Below are 20819 nucleotides of genomic sequence, written 5' to 3'. Positions count from 1 at the left end.
TGCCCCGGTAGCCCAATTGGCAGAGGCAGTCGACTTAAAATCGACACAGTGCGGGTTCGATCCCCGTCCGGGGCACAACACGTTCCGCTCCGTGGACGTACTGGTCCGCGCGGACGGCCGCTGCTCACAATGATCCGCATGACCGGAAGCGGCCTGACCGACGAAGCCACCTACGACCACACGCGACTCACGCAGTGGCGGGCGGGGGAGGTGCGAGGTGACGGGTTGTCGCGTCGCAGGTTGCTTCGGCTGACGGCCGGTGGCGGGCTCGCGTTGGCGGCCTTCGGATCACTGCCGTCGGGGACGGCGTCGGCGGCCGCGCCGATCGTGAAACCCTTGCCGCCGGAGTTCTTCGAGATCCACGGCACCAACGCGGAGACGCGCTGGGAGGCGTTGAGCGGGCAGGGCTACCTGACGCCGATCGACCGGTTCTTCGTCCGTAACCACACCGCGACCCCGCTGATCGACGCACGCTCGTGGCGGCTGAAGCTGTTCGGCACCGGACTGCGCGGGGCACCGACGGCGGACCGCCCGGTCGAGTTCACCTACGCCGACTTGCTCCGGCTGCCTTCGGAGACCATCACCTCCGCCATCGAGTGCGCGGGCAACGGCCGGAGTTTCTTCACCAGCCAGCAAGGGCAGACGGTGTCCGGTACGGCGTGGAAACTCGGCGCGATCGGGGTCGCGCGCTGGCGTGGCGTCCGTCTTGCCACCGTGCTCGCCAAGGCGGGACTGACGCGGCACGCGGTGGACGTTTTGCCGGAGGGGCTGGACGCCGACTACGTCACCGCAGGGGTCAACCTGGGAAAGGTGCGCCGCCCGCTGCCGGTCGCGAAGGCGTTGCAGGATGTCTTGCTGGCGTACGAAATGAACGGGCGGCCGTTGTCACCGGACCACGGTCATCCGGTGCGGCTCGTCGTGCCGTCGTGGGTGGGGATCTCGTCGATCAAATGGCTGGGGCGCATCGAAGTTTCGGAAACGCCGCTGTTCTCACCGTGGCACACGCAGTACTACCGGTTGCTCGGCCCCGGCTACCCGGCGGAGGGCGCGGTCGTGACCCGACAGGTGGTCAAGAGCGCCTTCGAGCTGCCGTGGAACGCCGAGTTCGCTGTCGGTACCAGGCAAGAACTGCGCGGCCGGTCATGGTCGGGGAACGGCCGGATCCGGCGCGTCGAAGTGAACACCGGTGACGGCTGGCGGCAGGCGAGATTCGTGGGAGCGGCGGCGGATCGCGGGTGGCAACGCTGGGAAATCCCTTGGCAGCCCGGTATTTCCGGCACGTACACCCTGCGGGCGAGGGCCACGGACATCACCGGCGTCACCCAGCCGGACGTCACCCCGCACAACACACAGGGCTATCTTTTCGACGCTGTCGTGCGGCATCCGGTCCGGGTGGTGTGAGATGACGCAGTCGGTCGTGGTGACCGGGAAACCGACCGTCGAATTGACCTTGGCCTTGCGAGTCAGCACCGACTCCGAGCACGCCGCCGCGATCACCGCGCGCCTGCTCGAGTCCTTTGAGGACACTGTCGGCGTGACTTTGACGGCGCGCGCTTTCCCCGACGACAAGGTCGTCGAACTCGCCGGACGGCGTCGTCGCCTCAGCGGCCCCGCGCAGCCGTTGCGCATCGAGCCCGACGCACGGCGAGTGCTGCTGTGCGGCGAGGTGCTGGAGTTCACCAGGCTGGAGTTCGATCTCCTGCTGTTCCTGAGCCGGAATCCCGACCGCGTCTTCGACCGCGGCTCGCTCATGGCGCGGGTGTGGGGGCTGAGCGGTGGCAACGGACGGACGGTGGACGTCCATATCCGCAAGATCCGCGGCAAACTCGAGCCCGTGCTGGCGCCCATCACGACCGTGCGCGGAGTCGGTTACCGGTTCGATGGAGCGGGCCAGGTCCTCATCGCGGACTGAGACCGGGAATCTCAGTACGTCAGTCACTCATTCGGGTTGCTCTTGATTACGTTGCGATGACGGGGAATCTTCCGCGTAACACAACGCCATCTTTTTCCGAACTGTCAGGCACTCGGCTGGCGCGCGGCCTCCTTAGCGGTCGCCCTCGACCTCTTGGAGATGTCTGACATGTACACCCCGCAACCGCCACCACCCGCTCCTATGGCCTATACGGCTCCGCGGCCCACGAAGTTCGCGGGACTCGCCTGGACCGGGCTCATCCTCGGCATCGTCGGTGTCTTCGGCTCACCGATCATTTTCTTCAACAACCTCACCGCCGTGGTCGCCGGCGTCGGGTTCGTCCTCGGCGTGATCGCGCTCTTCGGTTCGAAGAAGATCCTCGCGACCATCGGTGTCGTGCTGTGTGTGCTGGCCGTCGTTTTCACGGTCATCGCTCAGGGAGCGGCGGTGAAGGAACTGAACGAGAAATTCGGTCTGCCAGAAACGGACAAGAAGGCGAGCGGCCAGACATACGCGGTGGGGGAAACACATCGCGGCACCGCCGTGGACATCACCGTCGCGGATCCGAAGGCCTTCACCACGAGTGAATACGCGGCCCCGGCCCAGAAGGTCAAGGCGACGAGTTACCAAGTGACGGTCGTCAACCACTCCGACAAGCCGTGGTCCGCGGCGATGCTGCTCGTCCAGGCCACCACGGGTAACACCAGTGCCGAGCAAGTCTTCGACACCGAAGCGGGGCTCGGGGGGACACCGAGTCAAGACATCCTGCCGGGCAAGGAACTCACGTTCCGGGTCGGCTTCGTCGATGCTCCGGGGGACGTGACGATCCAGGTAGGCAGTGTGACCGACGACAAGGTGTATTTCGTTCAGAAGCGCTGATGGGAAGGGTTTCTGCGCTGACTGAACGCTGACCCCTCGACCGGCAAAGCCGCGATGTCAGAATGCGGACGTGACTCCGACCTACGTTCTCGTACACGGCTCAAGCAGCAACTCGTTCACCTGGAGCCCACTGCAACGTGAGCTCGCCCTGCTCGGGCACCGCACACTGGCCGTCGACCTCCCGGGCCACGGCTTCGGCGCCGATTTCCCGGCGGCCTACCAAGCGCCCCAGGATCTCGAAGCGCTGGCCACAGAGCCGTCGAAGATGGCTGACGCCACTGCCGCCGAAGCCGTCGAGCATGTGGTGGCCGTCGTGCGCAGGGCGACCGAGCACGGGCCGGTCATCCTGGTGGGGCACAGCCGCGGCGGTGCCACGCTCACCGGGGTCGGCAACGCCGTCCCGGAGCTGATCGATCGGATCGTCTACATCTCCGCGTGGTGCTGCGTCGACGCGACCATCGGCGAATACATGCAGGGGCCCGAGTACGCGAGCAGCGCGCTCAACGACGTCGGCGGGGTCGTCGTCGCCGACCCCGTGGCGCTCGGCGCGCTCCGGATGAACTGGCGTACCGCCGATCCCACGCTACTGACCGCGTTGAAGACCGCGATGCTCGAAGACGGTACCGAGCAGGAGTTCTTCGCCTACCTCAACACTCTCGAGCCGGACGAGAGCCTCGACGCGGGTACCGAACGCGCCGATGCCGCCACCTGGGGCCGGATTCCGCGCACCTACCTCAGACTCACCGAAGACCGGTCGATGCCGATCGCGCTGCAGGACCGCTTCATCAAGGAGGCGGACGCGCTCACCCCGGACAACCCGACCGACGTGCGCTCGGTCGAGAGTAGTCACGTGGGGTTCCTGATCCGGCCGCGGGAGGTCGCGGACATTCTCGCCGGACTCGCCTGACACCGCCACCCGCCGGGGTATCCTTCCGCGGGGGGGAGGAGGAGACCCGAGTATCGTGACGGACGGATTGTTCACCAAGGGGCACCTGATCACTTTGCTGATCAGTTCCGCGATCGGCGTGGGATTCGGTGCCGGATGGTGGTTTTTCGGCGCTTCCTCAGTCTCCGATGGATCGACGCCGCTGGTCGGTTCAGGTGTCGTCGTGGTGCTCGGACTGGTCGGCTGGCTGATTCTGACGGCGCGGCGAGGTGCGGGGCTTCCCGCGGGCGGCGGCCGGGAGGAAAGCCCGTTCGGTAAGCAATACGGGTTCGCCGTGCTGCTGATGCTGGTGGGGATCTTCGCCGGAGCGAGGGTGCTCTCGGCGGTCTTCGAACTTCCCGAAGCCGTGCCCGCGTGGGTGCTTTTCGTGGTGGGCTTGCACTTCCTGTCGTTCGCGAAGTTGTTCGGTTCGCGGCGGTTCCTCGTGTTGAGCGCTTTGTTGTGCGCCGTGGCCGTGCTGGCCGCCGTGCTCGCGGTCGCGGGGTGGGCCGCGGCCTGGCAGCTCGTGCCGGGCTTCGGCGGCGCCGTGGTCCTCTGGGGAACCGTCGTCGCGGGCTTGCTGGGCGCGGTCACTCAGGGAGCGACAAGCCCGGCTTCGTAAGCAAAGATCGTCAGCTGGACCCCGTTGGTCGCGTCGAGTTTCGCGAAGGTCCGGGTGATGTGGGTCTTCACCGTCGCTTCGCTCAGATGCAGTGCCGCGCCGATCTCGGCGTTGGTCCCGCCTCGGGCGACGGCGGTGACGATCTCTCGTTTTCGTTCGGTCAGCGTGGCCAGCCCGGCCTGTGCGCGGTTCCGCCGCGGACTCATCCTGTTCGCGACGAAGTGACCGATGAGTTTTCGTGTAGTCCTCGGCGACAACTCCGCCTCACCTGCCGCGACCACGCGCACCGTGACCCAGCAAACCCCTTACACGCCTGCCCCGCAGGCCCCCGCCGCTCCGATGCCGCCCCGCAACGGCATCGGCGTCACGGGCTTCGTAGCGGCCGTGAACGAGCTCAACCGCACCGCGAAGGTGTTCTACGAAATCACTGGCGACGCCACGAACGTCGAGAACTAGGGCATGTACAAAGGCGGCGCGCTGACCGTCACCACGGGCGAAACCGGTGGCTCGGTCAGCTGCAAGATCACCGTCGACGGCGCGGTGGGTTCGACCAAGACCGCTTCCGGCGAATTCGCCACGGCCGCCTGCACCCGGGTGTGCCGGTCGGACGGTGAAAGGCCTCCTTCGCCATTCGCGGGGTGGCGAGGAGGCCTTCGCGATTGCGGCATGACGCGGACATGACCGAGGCCACGCATCCGTTCGCCCCGCCCGCCCACGAACGTCGCTGGATCGAAACCGCCACCGAACTGGCGAAGGGCTTCGCCGCGACAGCGGCCGACTTCGACGATACGGCCGAGTTGCCCATCGCCAACCTCCGCGCCCTGCACGCGACCGGCCTCGACAGGGCGACGTTGCCCGCGGAGTTCGGTGGCGAGGACCTGAGCTATCGGGCCTACGGCGAGATCGTCCGGATCCTCAGCGCCGCCTGTTCCTCGACCGCGTGCATCTGGGTGATGCACATCGGTGCCGCCATCGGACTGGTCCAGCTGTCCGCTCCCGAAGTGGGTCGCTTCTATGCCGAGGAACTCATCGGCGGCAAACGTTTCGCCAACGCGCTGTCGGAACCGAGCAGCGGGAACATGTTCCTGATGCCGCAACAAGTCGCCGAGCCCGTCGATGACGGGTTCCGGCTCACCGGCGCCAAACGGTTCGTTTCCGGCTGCGAGGCCGCCGATCACTTCCTGGTCAACGCGCTCGTCGACGGCGCACCAACCTTCTTCGGCGTCGCGCCGGACGACACGATGACCTTCGTGCCCATCTGGGACACGATGGGACTGCGTGCCAGTCGCAGCCAGCTCGTCTCGTTCGAAGGCACGGTCCTGCGGGAGGACCGCCGGTGCCCGCCTTCGACCGAGCGGCGCCCGAACCACATCGGAGCGGGGCTCGCGTTCCTTTCACTGGGGATAGCCGACGCGGCGGAGGACGCGCTGATCACGCATTCCCGGAGCCGCGTCATTCCCATGACCGGGCAGTCGCTCGCCGAAATGCAATGGCTGCAGTTCGAAGTGGCGGACGTTCACACCCGCCTCGATGCCGCGCGCATGTACGCCCGGAACATGGCGTGGCTGGCGGATCAGAACTCGCCGGAATTCCTGCTCGCGACCATGACCGCGAAGGTGCTGGCGAACGACATCGCCCGCGACGTCGCCCAGCTGGCGTTGAAAGCGGGAGGTGGCTCGGGCTTTCTGCGCACTTCGCCGATTCAGCGCCTCTTTCGGGACGCCCAGGCGGGCGGGCTGATGGCTTACTCCGCCGAAGTCTGCAAGGACCGGATCGGGAAGACGGTGCTCCTGCCGCGGGACTGACCTCTCGGATGGCCGGCCGGGTGACGTCAAGCCCGGCCGGTCCCGCCGGAACGGGTCAGCAGCAGCCGGTGCCGCAGACGCAGTCGCACCAGTCGTCGTTCCGCATGGTCATCCACCTCCTCCCTCGGGTCCGTGGTCAGGCGGGCACCACGCGCCGGGCAGCGGATCGGCGCATTTCTCGCCGGACATCCCGGACAGCATGGAAGTGAGTTCGGCGTGCAGGGAGCCGAGCCGCGTCATCTCCGCTTCGATTTCGGCGAGATGGCGTTCCAGCATGGTTTCGGCGGGTTCACACGGGCAGACCCCGGTGTCGCGCACGCTCAGCAGGTCGCCGATCTCCGTCAGCGTCAGCCCGAGCCGTTGGGTGCCGCGGATGAACCGCAACCTGTCGATGACGTCCTCGTCGTAGCGCCGATGCGCGCCGGACGTCCGTGCCGGTGTGGGCAGGAGACCGATGCGCTCGTAGTAGCGCACGGTATCCGGCCGTACACCGGCGCGAGAGGTCACCTGGGACATGGTCAACGCCGTCAGCGCCGTCGTCGCTTCGGTTCGCATGTACCGAGGGTAGAACCTGGACCCGGCTCCAGAATCAAGCGCGAATTTTGCTGGGGCTCATGAGGAGAAGACGACGGCGCGTCGCGTCCGCATCATCGGAAAGGGTGAAAACGGCGAGAGGACGGCACGGTGACTGACTTCCGGTACGTGATCAGGGACCTCACCACGGAGGGTGAACAGGTCGACGCCCTGGTGTCCGATCTGGACGACACGGGCTGGGCTCTGCCCACGCCCGCGACCGGGTGGACGGTCAAGCACCAGATCGCTCACCTTTCCTTCATTTTCAAGATCGCCGGGCTGTCCGCGGCCGAGCCGCAGAAGTTCGCCGAACTCGCGAAGACCTCGATGGCGCGCGGTTTCGACGCCGCCGTCAACGCGGCCCTCGACGACTACCTCGGGGATCCCAACGAGGTCGTGCTGAGCCGGTGGCGTGCCGAGCGCGACGCCGGCATCAAGGCCCTCGCCGCGGTCCCGGCGGACCGGGTCGTGCCGTGGCTGGTCAACCCGCTGCCGCCGGCCATCCTCGCCTGCGCCGGGATGATGGAACTGTTCGCTCACGGCCAGGACGTCGCGGACGCGCTCGGAGTGCGTCCGGAGCGGACCGACCGGCTCGCGTACCTCGTCGGTTTCGCCGTCCGGGTGCGGGACTTCGGTTACGAAGCACGGGGACTGACGCCGCCCGAGCAGGAGTTCCGCTTCGAGATCACCTCGCCGTCCGGGCAACTGTGGACGTTCGGCCCCGAAGACTCACGGCAGCGGATCACCGGAAGCGCGGAGGACTTCTGCCTCCTGGTCACGCGGCGCCGTCACCGCGACGATCTCGACGTCCGTGCCGAAGGCGCACTGGCGGACCACTGGCTCGACATCGCGCAGGCGTACCGCGGCCCCGCGGGCGAGGGACGGAAGCCGGGGCAGTTCGACCGCTGAGAACCGTGTCACTTCCACGATGATTACGCATCCTGGAAGTCGCGGCGGGCCCCGCTCGATGCGATCGTCGGTGCACACGGGGTCTAGGAGGCGATCGTGACAAGGGTGTGGTTGATCAGGCACGGCGAAAGCGAGTCGAACGCCGGCCTCCCCGGTGGTGAGCCGGGCGCTTCGGCGCTGACCGAACTGGGCAGACGGCAGGCCGCCGAAGTCGCCGGATCCTTTGACGAACCACCACGGTTGATCGTGACGTCGTCGTTTCTGCGGGCGCGGCAGACCGCGGAGCCGACGATCGAGCGGTTCCCCGGCGCGGAACGCGAAGAGTGGCCTGTCCAGGAGTTCACCTTTCTCGGCGAACTCCATGGACAGGTCACCACCACCGCCATCCGCAGGCCGTACACCGAGGCGTACTGGGACCGGGCCGATCCACACCACGCGGTGAACGGCGCGGAATCCTTCGCCGGGCTCTTCACCCGGACTCAGGAATTCCTGGCCCGGCTGGGTGAGCGGGAACCCGGACCGATCGCCGTGTTCACGCACGGGCTTTTCATCCGCGCGGTCATGTGGTCGTTGCTCACCGGGATCACCACCCCCGACAGCGAGGCCATGCGCGGATTCCGCACGTTCGCCGACACCTACCTCGTACCGAACGGCAACATCACCGAGCTGCGGTACACGCCGGGCAAGCGGGTTCCGCGAGTGGTGGTCCCGCTCGCTTCCCGGTTCGCCGACCGCTAAGGCTTCAGCCGCAGCTGAAGCTCGTTCACCCCGGTCATGTTCGGGCTGGGGATGAACGACGGCGGGACGGCGGGATCGGTACGCAGATCAGGGAACCGGTCCAACAGGATGTTGAGCGCCGTCTTGCCTTCCAGCCGCGCCAGCGGAGCCCCGATGCAGAAGTGGATCCCGCGACCGAAGGCCAGATGGGGGTTGTGCACCCTGGCCGGGTCGAAGGTTCCCGGATCCGTGAACGTGCGCGGATCCCGGTTCGCGGCCGCGACCCAGATGGCGAGCATGCTGTCCGCCGGAATCGTCCGGCCGCCGAGTTCGACTTCGGTCGTCGTGGCGCGGGCGACGAGTGCGAACGGGCTGAGGAAGCGCAGTGATTCCTCGATCGTGGCGGGCAGTAGCGCACGGTCCTCGCGGACGCGCCGGTACTCGTCCGGATGGGAATCCAGGCACAGCACCGTGTTCCCGAGCAACATCGTGGTGGTGATGTGCCCGGCGAGTAGCAGCACGTTCGCGAAGTTGACGACCTCGTTCTGCGAAAGCTTTTCGCCGTCGACCTCGGCTTCGACGAGTTTGGTCAGCAGATCTTCGCGCGGGTTCCGCCGTCGGTCGTCGACGTGCTCGCCCAGGTAGTTCACCAGGTTCTTCAGCTGCTCGATCGTTTCGTCGGAGGCTTTCTTGTCCTCCTCGGTCTGTTTGATCAGTGACCGCTGCTGGCTGTTCCGTAGCAACGTGTCGACCCATTCCTTGAACAGCTCGCGGTCGCTCGCCGGGATACCGAGCAGTTCGGCGATGACGATCACCGGCAGCGGATAGGCCAGATTCGTCACCAGTTCCATCGAGTCCTCGCCGTCGACGACGTCGAGGAGTTCGTTCGTCAACGCGGCGATCCGCGGTTCGAGGTCCGCGACGACCTTCGGTGTGAACGCGTGACTCACCAGTGTGCGCAGCTTCTTGTGGTCCGGCGGATCCATCTGCAGCAGGTTGCCGTCGACGAACAGGTCCTTGTCCGGCGCCAGCTCCTGGGGGATCAGACGGGCGGTGTCGGAAGAGAAAACCTTGTGATCGCTCAAGGTCTTCAGCGCCTCGGCGTGGCCGTAGACGTTCCACATGCCCGTGTCGGGTTCGAAACGCACCGGATCGGCCGGGAATTCACCGCGAAGCCAGAACTGGCTTTCGTGAACTCCCCAGTTTTCGGCGAGTGTGGTCATGGCGTGCCCCCTTCTTCTCAAGTGAAGGAGCTCGGATCAGACGGGCTCCTCGGCTTCGTCCTGCCGGTAGATCCAGGCGCGATAGGTCGAAATCAGATCCTCGAATGCCTGGGTGACTTCGGCCGCGGTGGCGGCCAAGTTCGCCGGGGACGGTTCTTCCGGCGGCTCGAACGCCGACCGGATGATGTGCGCGAGAGCATCGGCCTTCTCCTCGGGTGTGAGGCCGGTGCTCTCGGGGATGAAGCTGTCCATCAGATAGAACCCCAGCGCCGAGGCTCGCAGGGAATAGAGCAGGTTCGGGATGTCGCGCAGCAGGCCCCGGTCGATCATCGTCTTCAGATACCGCTCGGTCACGACGGCGTCCTGATCCTGCAAGGGATGTTTCTTCAACCGGCCCAGCAGTTCGGTGTTGCCGGTGATGAGCGCGCCGAGCAACGGATTCCGTTGGGTGTGCAGGAAGGCCGCCCGCTGGAACCGATGGGGGAGTACCTCCGCCGGATCTTCGGCCAGCCCCGCGAGAAGCGCTTCGGCGGCTCGGACGGATTCACGCAGGAGCAATGCTTGGAAAAGGTTCTCTTTGGCGCGCCAGTGCAGGTAGATCGTGCCCTTCCCGATGCCCGCCTGGTTCGCGATGTCCTCGATGGTCACCTTGCGATAGCCCAGCCGCGTCAGCAGGACGCCGGCCGCGTCGAGGATGCGATCGGCGCGGCCGGCGGTGCGGTCCGGACGTTCTGCCACGAGCACTCCCAGTCTCTGACTTCGTGACCAGATTTGCTCATCTGGTCATGGGGTCAGTTAGACCGTAGCGCCGCACGGGTCGGTCCGGCAAGGAGATAGGCGTTTTTTAACGCAGACGGTGGGCGAGGAAGAAGGTCCAAATGACCGGTGTCGCGTTGATGACCGTGGGGTGGAGGAGTCATTGTTCGGTGCCGTGCTCGGCCAGACGTGTCCGGCTCCTTCGACCCGATAGTGTTGGAGGGAGCAGCCGAGCCAGCGTTGGACGGTGACGTCGGTTTTCGGCGAGTACTGGACGGGGCGGGGGAAACAACCGTTCCGGTCTGCCCATCCGGCAAGCCAGTCCGGCAGCGTCGGCAGGCCCTTGGCGGGAATCCCGGTGTAGGGAATCGTCATGTCGGCCGTTCCGTGAAAGTCGAGAATCGGCGCCGGGCGCGACGGATCGCACTTCCCGCTCTGCGGGTAAAACGCTCCGGCGACCGGAGCGAACGCCGCGATCCGGCCTGGCATCCGGCAGGCGAGGACGCCGACGAACCCGCCGCCGTTCGATTTGCCCGTCGCGTAGATCCGGCGGGAGTCGACGCACAGGTGCCGCTGGAGCGCGTTCAGCCGGTCGCTCATGAAGAGCACGTCGTCGGCGGCCGCCGAATAGGGTGCGCCGGTCCAGGCCGACTCGCCGTCGGTGCTCGGAAGCCCCTGCGGGTAAACGGAAATCGCGTCATACGCCGAGAAGCCGGACAGTTCCTCCTGGTACTTCGATGTCCGCTTGTGCCCGTGGAACGACAACACCAGCGGATACGGCCGCGACGACTGGTACCGCGTGGGAACGTGGACCGTGTACTCGCGCGCCAGACCAGCCGACGTCAGAGTCCGCGGCGTCGTCACCCCCGCGGGGACCGGCGAGGGCCGGCCGCAGCCGGTGGTCGGCACCGGACGATCGATCGACGACGCTCCTGGCGCCACCGCCGCTCCTGACGCCACCGGCGCGACGAGCAGGCTCAGTCCGGCCGCGGCGGCGGCCATCAGTGCGAGACGGCGTAGGTACTTCGCGGGACCAGGCACGCGATCCTCCTTGATCGGGCGGCGGGGCGGTGATCAGGGTCACTCCCGGCGTCGACCTGGTCAGCATTGTGTCCATTGAGTTTTCGGACCGTTTCGCGGACAGTCTGGTCTGCGGACAGCCCAGCCGATTCGTCCGCGCCGGACGACCCCGCGGAGCCGCCTTCGTGGCCGCTGGTTCGGTCAGCCGCAGGCCTGTTTCGCCGTGAGCACCCTGGTCAGCGCCTCATCGACCCTGGCTGCCGGGAGCGCGCCCGACGCAAGCGCTTGCTCCAGCGTGTCCAGCACCGTGCCGACGTTGCCGCCGGAAGACCACAACGCCTGATCCGCCCCCGCCTGCAACGCCTTGAGGACCGCCGTCGGCAGCGGGTACTGAGCCGTGATCGCCTTCATCGCCCCGAGATCGTCCGTGATCACCGGGCCGTCGAACGCGTAGTCCTTCCGCAGCAGCCGGTACGCCGGCGCCGACAGGGTCGACGGCGTACCGCCGGTCAGATCAGGCACGTCCAGGTGTCCGACCATGACGCCGACCTCGCCGTACTGGCCGATGTCGCGGTAAGGCACCAGATCGACCTTCCGCAGCGAAGCGAGCGGCGGCGTCCGGACCAGTCCCTTGTGGGAGTCTCCTGTGGCGTGCCCGTGCCCGGGGAAGTGCTTGAGCACGGGCTGCACCCCGGCGTCCTGTAGCCCCTGCGCGAACGCCAGGACGTATTTGCGAGCGACTTCGGGGTCCGAGCCGAACGACCGGTCGCCGACGATGTCTCGGTCCGGCTGGTCGGTGATGTCGGCATCGGGCGCGTAGTCGACGGTGACGCCACGAGCCCGCATCTGCCGGCCCCGTTCGGCGGCCTTCGTCCGTACCTGCGCCGGTGTCATGGTCGCGGCCATCTTCCGCGCGCTCGGCATGCTGCCGTCGAGGGCGTCGATCCGCTGAACGCGGCCGCCTTCCTCGTCGATCGCCACCGACACGGGGACCTTCGCGGCCTTTTGGACCTCGTCCAACGCGCGGTTCTGCAGCAGGGCCGTCTCGTTGCCGCCGAGGAAGATGCCGCCGACCTGCTGGTCGCGCACCAGCTTCACCGTCGCCTGCGGGTCGCCCGCGTTCACGCCGACCACCACCAGTTGGGCCAGCCGCTGCCGGGGGCTCATCCCGGCGGTGACCGCCTTGCAGTCCGATATGGGCGCCTGCTCCGTCCTCGGTGACGGCGAGGGAGGGGGCGGGCTGGTGGGCGGGTTGGAAACGGTGCTGCTGCGCGGCGGGGGAACCGTCCCCGCCGGTTGTGCCGATCCTGGCTGCTCGTCCGCTGTGCCGCACTGCACGCTCGTGAGCAGAACAGTGGCCGCTCCCAGGATGACGGTCGCCCATCGTTTCGTCGTCTTCGGTCGCCCGGCGTTCATCAGCTCGTCTCGGTCGTCGTCCATGCCGGTACCGACGGTAACCCCAGGTGCCCGTCGGTACGCGCTCGCGTGCCCTTTGGCGCAGGTGCGCGGCGGCCGAGGGTGCGGCCTCACCTCCCTCCCTTTTCGTGTTCTCCCTCGTCAAGCCCGGTGTAGGACTTGACAAGTCGATCTGCTCCGCAGTAGATTACCACATGGTTATGGAACCGCAAGGTTATCGAAGGTCCGGCTGCGGCACGGACGTCGTGAAAAGCGAACGTGAGAATCGAACTCGTGAAAACGGAAAGGCGGGCGACCGTGGCACAGGATCTGCTCGATGTCACTTTCGCGGCGCTCGCGGATCCAACCCGCCGCGCGATCCTCGCGCGGCTCGCGCGCGGTGAGGCCACGGTGACGGAGCTGGCCGAGCCGTTCGCGATGAGCCAGCCCGCCATTTCCAAGCATCTGAAGGTGCTGGAGCGGGCCGGGCTGGTGGCGCGAGGCCGTGACGCCCAGCGCCGCCCCTGCCGACTGGTCGCCGAGCCGTTGAAGAACGCGAACGAATGGCTCGGTGGCTACCGCCGCCACTGGGACGAGGCCCTCTCGCAACTGGACCTCGTCCTCGATGAGGAGCTGCGGCACCCGGAGCACCGGGACGAGACCGACTGACCACCGCACGATCGGAAAGGAACGGCACGATGGGACGCACCCTCAGCGTGGTGAAATCCGGCGATCTGGAGATCGTCATGACGAGGTCCTTCGACGCGCCGAGGGCGCTGGTGTTCGACGCGTGGACCAAACCGGCGCTGGTACGCCGCTGGTTCGGCCCGCGCGACTGGGAAGTCATCGAATGCGAGATCGACCTGCGGGTCGGCGGCAGATGGCGTTACCGGCTGCGTCACGGTGACGGGAGGGAGATGCTCCTGCAGGGCGTCTACCAGGAGATCCGCCGTCCGGAAAGGCTCGTCTCCCTGGAGACGAACGACGACTGTGACGCCTCGGAAGGCCAAGCGCTGGCGACGCTGACCTTGGTCGAACAAGGTGGCGTCACCACCTTGACGCAGGTGCTGCGGTACGACTCGGAACGGATCCGGGACGCCGTGCTCGAATCCGGAATGGAGCGAGGCGTCGGCGCAGGGTTCGACAAGCTGGCCGAAGCCTTGTCCGTCCCGGCGGGGGCGTGAACACGATGACGGCCATCGCGGACCGCTATCGCGTCCGGGCCGACGCTTTCGAGAGCAAGGTCGCGGCCGTGAAAGCCGGCCAGTGGGAGAACCGGTCGCCGTGCGAAGAGTGGAACGCCAGGGATGTCGTCGGGCACATCGTCGACATGCACAGCGTGATGCTGCGCCCTTTCGGACGTGATCTCGCCCCGGCGCCATCGCTCCAGAAGGACCCACTCGGAGCGTTCCAGGCGGCAAGGGCGGATATCGAAGCCGTCCTCACCGATCCTGTGCTCGCGGCCACGGAACACGAGACCCCGATGGGGAAGATGACCGTCGAGCAACACATCGACCGGGTCGTCAGTGCCGACATGGTGGTCCACGGCTGGGATCTGGCCAGGGCCACCGGTCAGGACGACACGATCGACCCCGGGGAGGTCGCCCGGCTGTTGCCGGACGCCGAGACGATCCCCGAGGAGATGAGGATCCCTGGCGCCTTCGGGCCCGGCATCGTCGTCTTCGGTCCAGAAGTGAAGGTGCCCGACGACGCGTCCTCGCAGGACAGGCTGCTCGGGCTGATGGGCCGCGACCCGAACTCCTAGTACGTGCCGGACGTGGTCACACGTGAATGCCCCGATGCCGCCGCACGGGCCGGGAAGGGACCGGGACCTCTGCGGTGTCGGTTCCCTTGGCCGCGGCCAGGACACGTTCCAGAACCGACAGAGAGGAGGTGAGCAAGGAGATCTGGTTCTGGATCCGAGTTCTGGCGATCTCGAGTTCGTCGGTCATCTCCGGTGAAGGCACCAAGTGTGTGTCGTCCCCGGAAACACAAGGAAGGAGTTCCGCGATCTTGCCACTGCACAACCCGGCTGAATAGAAGAGCTGGATCTGCAGAACCCGGGCGACGTCGTCTTCGGTGAAGGTCCGGTAGCCGTTGACACAGCGATCGGGACTCAGTAGCCCTTCCGCTTCGTAGTAACGCAAGGACCGCACGCTCACCCCGGTCCGTTCCGCCAGCTCGCCGATCCGCATGAATCCACAGTAGCCGCGGAAACCGACGTTGACCGTGACGCCGGTGTCAGGGTTTAGCTTCGCGTTCATGACGTTGCTCGAAGCATTTCGCGGCACCGCGATCCAGTTGCCGAACCGCGTCGCGATGGCCCCGATGACCCGGGGGCGTGCCGACGACAAGACAGGTGTGCCACATCCGCTGACGGCCGAGTACTACGCGCAACGCGCGAGCGCGGCCTTGATCGTGAGTGAAGGCGTTTGGGTCACCCGAACCGGAAAGAGCGGTCCGGGTATCCCAGGACTGGTGACGGAGCGGCAGGTGGCGGCCTGGCGGGCGGTGACGGAGGCTGTCCACGAGAAAGGTGGCCGGATTTTCGCGCAGCTGTGGCACGCGGGCCGGGTCAGCCACCCGGACGTGATGGGCCGGACACCGGTGGCGCCCTCGGCGGTCCGTCAGGCCGGGCGGATCTTCGTGGCCGAAGGCTGGGTGGACACGGTCGAGCCTCGCGAGCTCCGTGAAGACGAGGTCGGCGGTGTCGTCCAGGACTTCGCCGCAGCGGCACGCCAGGCCGTCGAAGCAGGGTTCGACGGCGTGGAACTCCACGGTGCCAACGGTTATCTCATCCAGGAGTTCCTCGCCGACAACACCAACCGCCGACAGGACCGGTACGGCGGTTCTGTAGTGGCCCGGCTCAGGTTTCCGCTCGAGGTGGTCGAGGCCGTGGCCGCACAGATCGGCGCGGCCAGGGTCGCCCTGCGGATTTCGCCGGGCAACCCGGAGAACGACATCGTGGAAGACGATTGGAAGGAGGTGTACTCGCGACTGCTCGCGGAACTTCGCCGGTACGAGCTGGCGTACCTGCACGTCATCGACACCCCGGAGGCCGAGGCACTGTCCTACCTCCGGCCACTGTGGCCGGGAACGCTCATCGCGAACCTGCGTTCCGAGGAGCCGACCTCCCAGGAGGAGGGTGAGTCCTTGATCGAGGCCGGATTGGCTGACGTGGTCGCCTTCGGGAGGCTGTTCATCGCGAACCCGGACCTGCCGACCAGATTCGCGCTCCGTGCCCCACTCGCCCGAGCGGATCACGACATCTACTACGGCGCCCGGCTCGACGGCTACACCGACTTCCCGGCGTTCGAACCGGACGCGGTGAGGTTCGCCTGTTCGGCGCGCAGCTGATCTTCGCCGCCCGCTCTACAGTGCGGGGATGGTCAAGACGGCAATGGAAATCGCGGCGGCTGTGCGTGCCAAGGAACTCGACCCGGTCCAGGTGACCCGCGAGACGTTGGCCCGGATCGCCGCGGCGGACGGAGTGATCGGCGCCTTCCGCCGGGTCCGGGCCGAGGAGGCGCTCGCCGAGGCCGCGGCCGTCGCCGAACGCGCGGACCTGGCCGACCTGCCCCTGGCGGGAGTGCCGGTCGCGGTCAAGGACGTCACACCGGTCGAGGGCGAGTACGCCTCGTGGGGATCGCGCGCGGGTTCCTCGACGGTGTCCACAGAGGACGGCGAGATCGCGCGACGGCTGCGCGCGGCCGGTGCGGTGATCGTCGGCCTGACCCGGGTGCCGGAGCTGTGCGTTTGGCCGTCGAGCGACGATCCGGACGGGACGGCGCGTAATCCGCGCAATCCGTCCTACGCCGCGGGTGGTTCGTCGGGTGGGAGTGCAGCGGCCGTGGCCGCCGGGCTGGTGCCCATCGCGCACGGCACGGACGGCTTGGGTTCGATCCGGCTACCGTCCGCGATGTGCGGGATCGTCGGTCTCAAACCAGGTAAGGGCGTGGTCCGCATACCGGGGGAGACCGGCTGGTTTGGCCTGTCCACGCACGGCCCGATGACGACCACCGTGGCCGACGCGGCCGTGCTGATGTCGGTCCTCGCCGAACGACCAAATCTGGCGAAACTCGCCGACCCGAAGCCGTCTCGCATCGCCCTGTCGACTCAGGTCCCGTTGACCAGGGCGCCCTTGCCGCGCGCGTTCGGTCGAGCCGTCGCACGGGCCGGAGAGCTGTTGCGCGCGGAGGGGCACACTGTCGCGCCCGGAACGCCCCGGTACAGCGCCGGAGCCGTCGGCGGCCTCTTCGCGCGCTGGGTCGCGGGCCCGGCCGAACAGGCGGCCGAGTTCGACCTCGGCGCACTCCAACCCCGGACGCGTACGCACGTCAGGCTCGGTCGCCTCTTGGCGACGCGGGTCCGGGACAGCACCCGCGAGCGCTGGCTAAAGCGTGCCGAAGAGTTCTTCGCCGAGCACGACGTGCTGGTCACGCCCATGCTCGCGACACTCCCGCTCAAGGCCCGCACGTGGCATGAAAGCCGATGGTTCACCAACGTGCTGCCGTCCGTGCGCGTCGCGGGTTTCGCCGGTTTCTGGAATCTCGCGGGCTACCCGGCGATGTCGGTTCCGATCGGTGTGCACCCTTCGGGGATCCCGGCCGGCGTTCAGCTCGTCGCGGCACCCGGTGGGGAAGCACTCCTCCTCGGCCTCGCCGCCCAACTGGAAGCGGCCAATCCCTGGCCACGCACCACCGCCGTCTGACCGCGCTCCGGGAAGAGAGCAAGGGACCTTTGCTATCACTCTCTTCCGGAGAGCGATAGCAAAGGTCCCTTGCTATTTTCTGCTGGTCAGGAGCCGGTTTTGGCGGGCGACGGCTTCTGTCCGTTGCCCTTCGGAGCGGTCTGTCCGTTCTTCGGCGCAGCGGCGGCAGGCGCCGAAGAAGCGGGCTTGGCGGCAGCGGGCTTGGCCGGGGCGGCGGCCTTCGAGGCGGGCGGTTCGGCGGACTTGCCCGCCGGCTTCGTCTCTTCGGCCTTGCTGTCGCCACCGACGAGCTTCGAAGCGTGCGGGATCACCGACTCCTCGGGCAGTGCGGCGAGCATCGCCTCGCTGCCCTTCAGGACCTCGTCGGCCTGCTGCAGGCTCTTGCGGGCCTGCTCGCGGATCTCCGCGAGCCGCTCGACCTTCCGCTGGGCGGCGGTGGTGCGCTGGGCGGCCGTCGTCGTGGCCTCGTCGAGCCGGCGCTTGGCCTCGGCCGTCGCCTCGTCGATGCGGCGCTTCGCCTCCGCGGTGGCCTCCGCGATCCGGCGTTCGGCCTGGTTCTTGCTGGCCGTCTGCTGGTCGGTGATGTGCTTTTCGTGCGCCGCGCGCTGAGCCGCGATCGTCTGATCGAATTCGCGCTCGATCTTCCGGCGCTTGCGCTCGGCCTCGTTGTCCAGCAGTTCCCGGCGCTGGGCGGCCTCGACGGTCAGGCGCTGGACCTCGGCCCGCGTTTCGGCGAGCGCGGCTTCGTGCTCGGAGTGCAGCGCGTCCGCCTGCTTGTCCAGTTCGGCGACGAGCCGCGAGTAGCGCTCACGGAGCTTCTTCGACGCCTCGCTCGAGGACGCCCAGTGCTTTTCGGCGGCGACCTCGGCACGCTTCGTGATCTCGTCCGCGCGCGCCTGAGCGAGCGTCACGGTGCGTTGCATCCGTTCGTCGAGGTCTTCGAGCCGCTCCGGCGGCTTCTTCAGCTCCTCGATGCGGGCGTTGAGCTTCGCCACCTCGTGGCGCAAGGTTTCGAGTTCGCGCGTGGCCGACGTCGCCTGCGCGATCGCGGCGTCGCGGTCGGTCATCATGCGATGCAGCTGGGCTTCGAGATGATCCAGATACTGGCGCACTTCGTTCCGGTCGAAGCCGTGCCAGGCCTGGGTGTACTCGCGCCGCAGGGGCAACAGGCCGTTGTCTCGCTCGGGAACCATGGTCACGACGGTACCTGCGTACCCGGCGTCGCCGTTGCCAGGCTTCGTGATTCACCGACGTGTGTCGGCTCTCAGCTGCGATCCCTCACCTGAACGGCCGCCACCCGTGTGCGCAGTGTCACCAATGGAACCCGCGGCTGAGCCGGGCGAGTGCGACCGCCGCCCGGGAGAGATGCTGGTCGCCCTTCCCGATTTTCAGCCCGCCACCGCCGCCCGCGGCCGCGGAGTCCGGGAACACCCGGAAACCTTGGTAGGCCACGGCATCCGTGAGCCCGGGCGTGAGCGTGTAGGCGAGCCCGATCGCCTGTCCGGCGGGCGTGCCGATGTGCTTCGGGCGTTCCTTCAGCGCCTTCATCACCATGTCCGCCGCCTGGTCCGGGGACTTCGTCGGAAACGCGTCGTAAATCTTCGTCGGCCGGATCATCGGTGTCCGCACGAGTGGCATGTGGATGGTCGTGAAGGTGATTCCGTCGCCGTGGGTCTCGGTCGCGGCGATCCTGGAGAAATAGTCCAAAGCGGCCTTCGACGCCGCATACGCCGAAAAGCGCGGCGCGATTCCCTGCACACCGATCGACGAGACGTTGACGATATGCCCGAATTTCCGCTCGGACATATGCGGCAGCACGGCGAGGATCAGCCGCACCGCGCCGAAGTAGTTGATCGCCATCGCGCGTTCGTAATCGTGGAAGCGGTCGTAGGAGAGCTTGATCGACCGGCGGATCGACCGTCCGGCGTTGTTCACGAGCATGTCGATCCGGCCATGCTCGGCGAGCATCGCGTCGACGGCCTTGTGCACCGATTCCTCGTCGGTCAGGTCGGCCGGGTACACCGACGCCGTGCCGCCCGCGGCGATGATCTCGTCCCGCACTTCTTCGAGTTCGTGCTGGCGCCGCGCCACGAGCAGGGGGACGCCGCCCGCCGCCGCGACCTTGATCGCGGTCGCCCTGCCGATGCCCGACGACGCGCCGGTGACGATCACGCGGCGGCCGTCCAGCTCGCCACGAGGGCCGTGCTTACGGGCGCGGAACGGGTCCAGGTGCTCGCGCCAGTAGCGCCACAGAGTGGGCGCGTACTCCTCGATCCGGGGCACCTCGACACCCGAGCCGATAAGCGCCTTGCGCGTCGACGCCGACGAGAACACCGACGGGAACGCCATGGTCTCCAGCAGCACCGGCGGGATGCCGAGCCGCTCCAGCACGGCGTCGCGAGCGATCGTGAAGCCGGGGATGTGCTCGCTCAGCTTCACCAGGTTGACGATGCCTTTGGACAAGCGGTCGTTGAGCTGCACGGAGATCGTCGGCGCGCCCGCGGCCTTCGCGAACGCGTTGTACACCGAGACGACCGGCTGCGGCTCCGGGTTGACCAGGTGGAACGCACGTCCGTCGAGGCCCTTCGTGGTGACCAGCGCGAGCAGCGACTCGGCGACGTAGTCGACCGGGACGACGTTGGTGTCGCCGAGGTCGGGGCCGACGATCGGCAGGTCGGGCAGCCCGGCCAGCCTGCTGATCGCGGGGAACAGGTAGTACGGGCCGTCGATCTTGTCCATCTCGCCGGTCTCGGAGTTCCCGACCACGACCGCGGGCCGGTACACCCGCCACGGCACTTCCTGCTGTTCGCGCACGAGACGTTCCGCCTCGAACTTCGTGCGGTGGTACGGCGTGACGAGCCGTTGGCCGACGTCGAACATTTCTTCGGTGAACATGCCCTCGTGGTCACCGGCGACGGCGACCGACGACACGTGGTGCAGGCAGCCGGCGTTCAGGTCGGCGGCGAGCGCGATCACCTGTGCGGTGCCCTCGACGTTGGCCTTGATGCTGGCTTCATCGTCGGCGGTGAGGTCGTAAAGGGCGGCGAGGTGGACGACGTGATCGACACCGCGAAGCTTCTCTCGGTCCTCTTCGCCGACGCCGAGCAGCGGTTCGCCGAGATCACCGGTGACCAGGGTGACGCGTTCCGGATGCGGCCAGGTGTTCACGAGTTTGGCGAGTTTGTCCTGTGAGGACGGGCGGACGGCGAGCGCGACCTTGTCGACGTCCTCCCTGGTGAGCAGCAGCCGGGTGAACTGGCGTCCGATCAGTCCGGTCGCTCCGGTCACCAAAAAAGTCGCCATCCGCTTCACCCTTCACCGTGCTCGCCCGCGTCCACCCGGCATTCTGCTGCATGACGACGTCGCTGACCA

23 protein-coding genes, 1 tRNA gene and 1 pseudogene are annotated in these 20819 nt (G+C 67.4%); 15 read left to right on the top strand and 10 right to left on the bottom strand.

Features of this window, described 5'->3' with window-relative positions:
• Position 1: 1 nt before the first annotated feature.
• From ACZ54P_RS17035 to ACZ54P_RS17010, 6 genes are all read left to right on the top strand, one after another.
• Positions 2 to 75 (top strand) — tRNA-Leu (locus ACZ54P_RS17035).
• Positions 76 to 138: 63 nt separating this feature from the next.
• Positions 139 to 1401 (top strand): sulfite oxidase, encoded by a 1263-nt coding sequence (locus tag ACZ54P_RS17030; RefSeq protein WP_465462472.1) that lies wholly within the window; start codon positions 139 to 141, stop codon positions 1399 to 1401.
• Between the two features lies 1 nt (position 1402).
• Complete coding sequence (locus tag ACZ54P_RS17025) at positions 1403 to 1912, top strand: winged helix-turn-helix domain-containing protein (protein WP_465462471.1); 510 nt, start codon at positions 1403 to 1405, stop codon at positions 1910 to 1912.
• Positions 1913 to 2080: 168 nt separating this feature from the next.
• Positions 2081 to 2791, top strand: coding sequence for a hypothetical protein (locus ACZ54P_RS17020; protein WP_465462470.1), 711 nt, complete (start codon positions 2081 to 2083; stop codon positions 2789 to 2791).
• 70 nt (positions 2792 to 2861) lie between these two features.
• Positions 2862 to 3698 (top strand): alpha/beta fold hydrolase, encoded by an 837-nt coding sequence (locus tag ACZ54P_RS17015; RefSeq protein ID WP_465462469.1) that lies wholly within the window; start codon positions 2862 to 2864, stop codon positions 3696 to 3698.
• A 55-nt stretch (positions 3699 to 3753) separates the two neighbouring features.
• Positions 3754 to 4338 (top strand): DUF7010 family protein, encoded by a 585-nt coding sequence (locus ACZ54P_RS17010; RefSeq protein WP_465462468.1) that lies wholly within the window; start codon positions 3754 to 3756, stop codon positions 4336 to 4338.
• Here the strand turns inward: ACZ54P_RS17010 and ACZ54P_RS17005 are convergent.
• Positions 4311 to 4544, bottom strand: coding sequence for a response regulator transcription factor (locus ACZ54P_RS17005; protein WP_465462467.1), 234 nt, complete (start codon positions 4542 to 4544; stop codon positions 4311 to 4313). The genes ACZ54P_RS17010 and ACZ54P_RS17005 overlap by 28 nt on opposite strands.
• A 22-nt stretch (positions 4545 to 4566) precedes the next feature.
• On the opposite strand from ACZ54P_RS17005, the gene ACZ54P_RS17000 reads away from it, so the two are divergent.
• Positions 4567 to 4794 (top strand): hypothetical protein, encoded by a 228-nt coding sequence (locus ACZ54P_RS17000; RefSeq protein WP_465462466.1) that lies wholly within the window; start codon positions 4567 to 4569, stop codon positions 4792 to 4794.
• On the opposite strand, the gene ACZ54P_RS16995 is transcribed toward ACZ54P_RS17000, so the two are convergent.
• Positions 4791 to 4916 carry a hypothetical protein gene (locus ACZ54P_RS16995; protein ID WP_465462465.1) on the bottom strand — a complete coding sequence of 42 codons (126 nt, stop codon included), beginning with the start codon at positions 4914 to 4916 and terminating at the stop codon, positions 4791 to 4793. The genes ACZ54P_RS17000 and ACZ54P_RS16995 overlap by 4 nt on opposite strands.
• A gap of 99 nt (positions 4917 to 5015) precedes the next feature.
• Between ACZ54P_RS16995 and ACZ54P_RS16990 the strand changes: the two genes are divergently transcribed.
• On the top strand, positions 5016 to 6143 hold the full coding sequence (locus tag ACZ54P_RS16990) for an acyl-CoA dehydrogenase family protein (protein ID WP_465462464.1): 1128 nt from the start codon (positions 5016 to 5018) through the stop codon (positions 6141 to 6143).
• Between the two features lie 108 nt (positions 6144 to 6251).
• Here ACZ54P_RS16990 and ACZ54P_RS16985 read toward each other — a convergent pair whose 3' ends face one another.
• Entirely contained in the window at positions 6252 to 6698 is a 447-nt protein-coding gene (locus tag ACZ54P_RS16985) for a heavy metal-responsive transcriptional regulator (RefSeq protein WP_465462463.1), read from the bottom strand.
• A gap of 129 nt (positions 6699 to 6827) precedes the next feature.
• On the opposite strand from ACZ54P_RS16985, the gene ACZ54P_RS16980 reads away from it, so the two are divergent.
• Together ACZ54P_RS16980 and ACZ54P_RS16975 are read left to right on the top strand one after the other, a co-directional pair.
• Positions 6828 to 7625, top strand: a complete 798-nt coding sequence (locus tag ACZ54P_RS16980; RefSeq protein ID WP_465462462.1) for a TIGR03084 family metal-binding protein — start codon at positions 6828 to 6830, stop codon at positions 7623 to 7625.
• Positions 7626 to 7721: 96 nt separating this feature from the next.
• Positions 7722 to 8363 (top strand): histidine phosphatase family protein, encoded by a 642-nt coding sequence (locus ACZ54P_RS16975; protein WP_465462461.1) that lies wholly within the window; start codon positions 7722 to 7724, stop codon positions 8361 to 8363.
• Here the strand turns inward: ACZ54P_RS16975 and ACZ54P_RS16970 are convergent.
• From ACZ54P_RS16970 to ACZ54P_RS16955, 4 genes and pseudogenes are all read right to left on the bottom strand, one after another.
• On the bottom strand, positions 8360 to 9565 hold the full coding sequence (locus tag ACZ54P_RS16970) for a cytochrome P450 (RefSeq protein ID WP_465462460.1): 1206 nt from the start codon (positions 9563 to 9565) through the stop codon (positions 8360 to 8362). The genes ACZ54P_RS16975 and ACZ54P_RS16970 overlap by 4 nt on opposite strands.
• A gap of 36 nt (positions 9566 to 9601) precedes the next feature.
• The gene (locus tag ACZ54P_RS16965; RefSeq protein ID WP_465462459.1) at positions 9602 to 10303 is read right to left on the bottom strand and encodes a TetR/AcrR family transcriptional regulator; all 702 of its coding nucleotides are present in this window, start codon (positions 10301 to 10303) and stop codon (positions 9602 to 9604) included.
• Between the two features lie 106 nt (positions 10304 to 10409).
• Positions 10410 to 11362 (bottom strand): annotated as a pseudogene (locus tag ACZ54P_RS16960) (CE1 family esterase).
• Between the two features lie 180 nt (positions 11363 to 11542).
• On the bottom strand, positions 11543 to 12781 hold the full coding sequence (locus ACZ54P_RS16955; RefSeq protein WP_465462458.1) for a glycoside hydrolase family 3 N-terminal domain-containing protein: 1239 nt from the start codon (positions 12779 to 12781) through the stop codon (positions 11543 to 11545).
• A 273-nt stretch (positions 12782 to 13054) separates the two neighbouring features.
• On the opposite strand from ACZ54P_RS16955, the gene ACZ54P_RS16950 reads away from it, so the two are divergent.
• Genes ACZ54P_RS16950 through ACZ54P_RS16940 form a run of 3 tightly spaced genes read left to right on the top strand, consistent with a single transcriptional unit; the run spans position 13055 to position 14501 of the window.
• Positions 13055 to 13405 (top strand): ArsR/SmtB family transcription factor, encoded by a 351-nt coding sequence (locus ACZ54P_RS16950; RefSeq protein WP_465462623.1) that lies wholly within the window; start codon positions 13055 to 13057, stop codon positions 13403 to 13405.
• A 29-nt stretch (positions 13406 to 13434) separates the two neighbouring features.
• A complete protein-coding gene (locus ACZ54P_RS16945; protein ID WP_465462457.1) occupies positions 13435 to 13920 on the top strand; it encodes an SRPBCC family protein in 486 nt (161 codons plus the stop codon).
• A gap of 5 nt (positions 13921 to 13925) precedes the next feature.
• Positions 13926 to 14501 carry a TIGR03086 family metal-binding protein gene (locus ACZ54P_RS16940; protein WP_465462456.1) on the top strand — a complete coding sequence of 192 codons (576 nt, stop codon included), beginning with the start codon at positions 13926 to 13928 and terminating at the stop codon, positions 14499 to 14501.
• A gap of 16 nt (positions 14502 to 14517) precedes the next feature.
• Here the strand turns inward: ACZ54P_RS16940 and ACZ54P_RS16935 are convergent, their stop codons facing one another.
• Positions 14518 to 15000 (bottom strand): MerR family transcriptional regulator, encoded by a 483-nt coding sequence (locus ACZ54P_RS16935; protein WP_465462455.1) that lies wholly within the window; start codon positions 14998 to 15000, stop codon positions 14518 to 14520.
• Between ACZ54P_RS16935 and ACZ54P_RS16930 the strand changes: the two genes are divergently transcribed.
• Positions 14999 to 16093 carry an alkene reductase gene (locus tag ACZ54P_RS16930; protein ID WP_465462454.1) on the top strand — a complete coding sequence of 365 codons (1095 nt, stop codon included), beginning with the start codon at positions 14999 to 15001 and terminating at the stop codon, positions 16091 to 16093. The two genes, ACZ54P_RS16935 and ACZ54P_RS16930, sit on opposite strands and share 2 nt — an antisense overlap.
• Positions 16094 to 16121: 28 nt before the next feature.
• Complete coding sequence (locus ACZ54P_RS16925; RefSeq protein ID WP_465462453.1) at positions 16122 to 17447, top strand: amidase; 1326 nt, start codon at positions 16122 to 16124, stop codon at positions 17445 to 17447.
• 86 nt (positions 17448 to 17533) lie between these two features.
• Here the strand turns inward: ACZ54P_RS16925 and ACZ54P_RS16920 are convergent, their stop codons facing one another.
• Positions 17534 to 18640, bottom strand: a complete 1107-nt coding sequence (locus tag ACZ54P_RS16920; protein ID WP_465462452.1) for a cell division protein DivIVA — start codon at positions 18638 to 18640, stop codon at positions 17534 to 17536.
• Positions 18641 to 18758: 118 nt separating this feature from the next.
• Positions 18759 to 20750 carry an SDR family oxidoreductase gene (locus ACZ54P_RS16915; RefSeq protein WP_465462451.1) on the bottom strand — a complete coding sequence of 664 codons (1992 nt, stop codon included), beginning with the start codon at positions 20748 to 20750 and terminating at the stop codon, positions 18759 to 18761.
• Positions 20751 to 20819 lie beyond the last annotated feature (69 nt).

Source organism: Amycolatopsis sp. NPDC034160 (assembly GCF_055575355.1).
This window is presented reverse-complemented; position numbering and strand designations above follow the sequence as displayed.

Coding starts and splice junctions, on each gene's coding strand:
- ACZ54P_RS16915 (WP_465462451.1), bottom strand. CDS start 20,750: ATGGCGACTTTTTTGGTGACCGGAGCGACCGGACTGATCGGACGCCAG.
- ACZ54P_RS16990 (WP_465462464.1), top strand. CDS start 5,016: ATGACCGAGGCCACGCATCCGTTCGCCCCGCCCGCCCACGAACGTCGC.
- ACZ54P_RS16955 (WP_465462458.1), bottom strand. CDS start 12,781: ATGGACGACGACCGAGACGAGCTGATGAACGCCGGGCGACCGAAGACG.
- ACZ54P_RS16925 (WP_465462453.1), top strand. CDS start 16,122: ATGGTCAAGACGGCAATGGAAATCGCGGCGGCTGTGCGTGCCAAGGAA.
- ACZ54P_RS16970 (WP_465462460.1), bottom strand. CDS start 9,565: ATGACCACACTCGCCGAAAACTGGGGAGTTCACGAAAGCCAGTTCTGG.
- ACZ54P_RS17030 (WP_465462472.1), top strand. CDS start 139: ATGACCGGAAGCGGCCTGACCGACGAAGCCACCTACGACCACACGCGA.
- ACZ54P_RS17020 (WP_465462470.1), top strand. CDS start 2,081: ATGTACACCCCGCAACCGCCACCACCCGCTCCTATGGCCTATACGGCT.
- ACZ54P_RS17005 (WP_465462467.1), bottom strand. CDS start 4,544: ATGAGTCCGCGGCGGAACCGCGCACAGGCCGGGCTGGCCACGCTGACC.
- ACZ54P_RS16945 (WP_465462457.1), top strand. CDS start 13,435: ATGGGACGCACCCTCAGCGTGGTGAAATCCGGCGATCTGGAGATCGTC.
- ACZ54P_RS16985 (WP_465462463.1), bottom strand. CDS start 6,698: ATGCGAACCGAAGCGACGACGGCGCTGACGGCGTTGACCATGTCCCAG.
- ACZ54P_RS16940 (WP_465462456.1), top strand. CDS start 13,926: ATGACGGCCATCGCGGACCGCTATCGCGTCCGGGCCGACGCTTTCGAG.
- ACZ54P_RS16930 (WP_465462454.1), top strand. CDS start 14,999: ATGACGTTGCTCGAAGCATTTCGCGGCACCGCGATCCAGTTGCCGAAC.
- ACZ54P_RS17025 (WP_465462471.1), top strand. CDS start 1,403: ATGACGCAGTCGGTCGTGGTGACCGGGAAACCGACCGTCGAATTGACC.
- ACZ54P_RS17000 (WP_465462466.1), top strand. CDS start 4,567: ATGAGTTTTCGTGTAGTCCTCGGCGACAACTCCGCCTCACCTGCCGCG.
- ACZ54P_RS16920 (WP_465462452.1), bottom strand. CDS start 18,640: ATGGTTCCCGAGCGAGACAACGGCCTGTTGCCCCTGCGGCGCGAGTAC.
- ACZ54P_RS16935 (WP_465462455.1), bottom strand. CDS start 15,000: ATGAACGCGAAGCTAAACCCTGACACCGGCGTCACGGTCAACGTCGGT.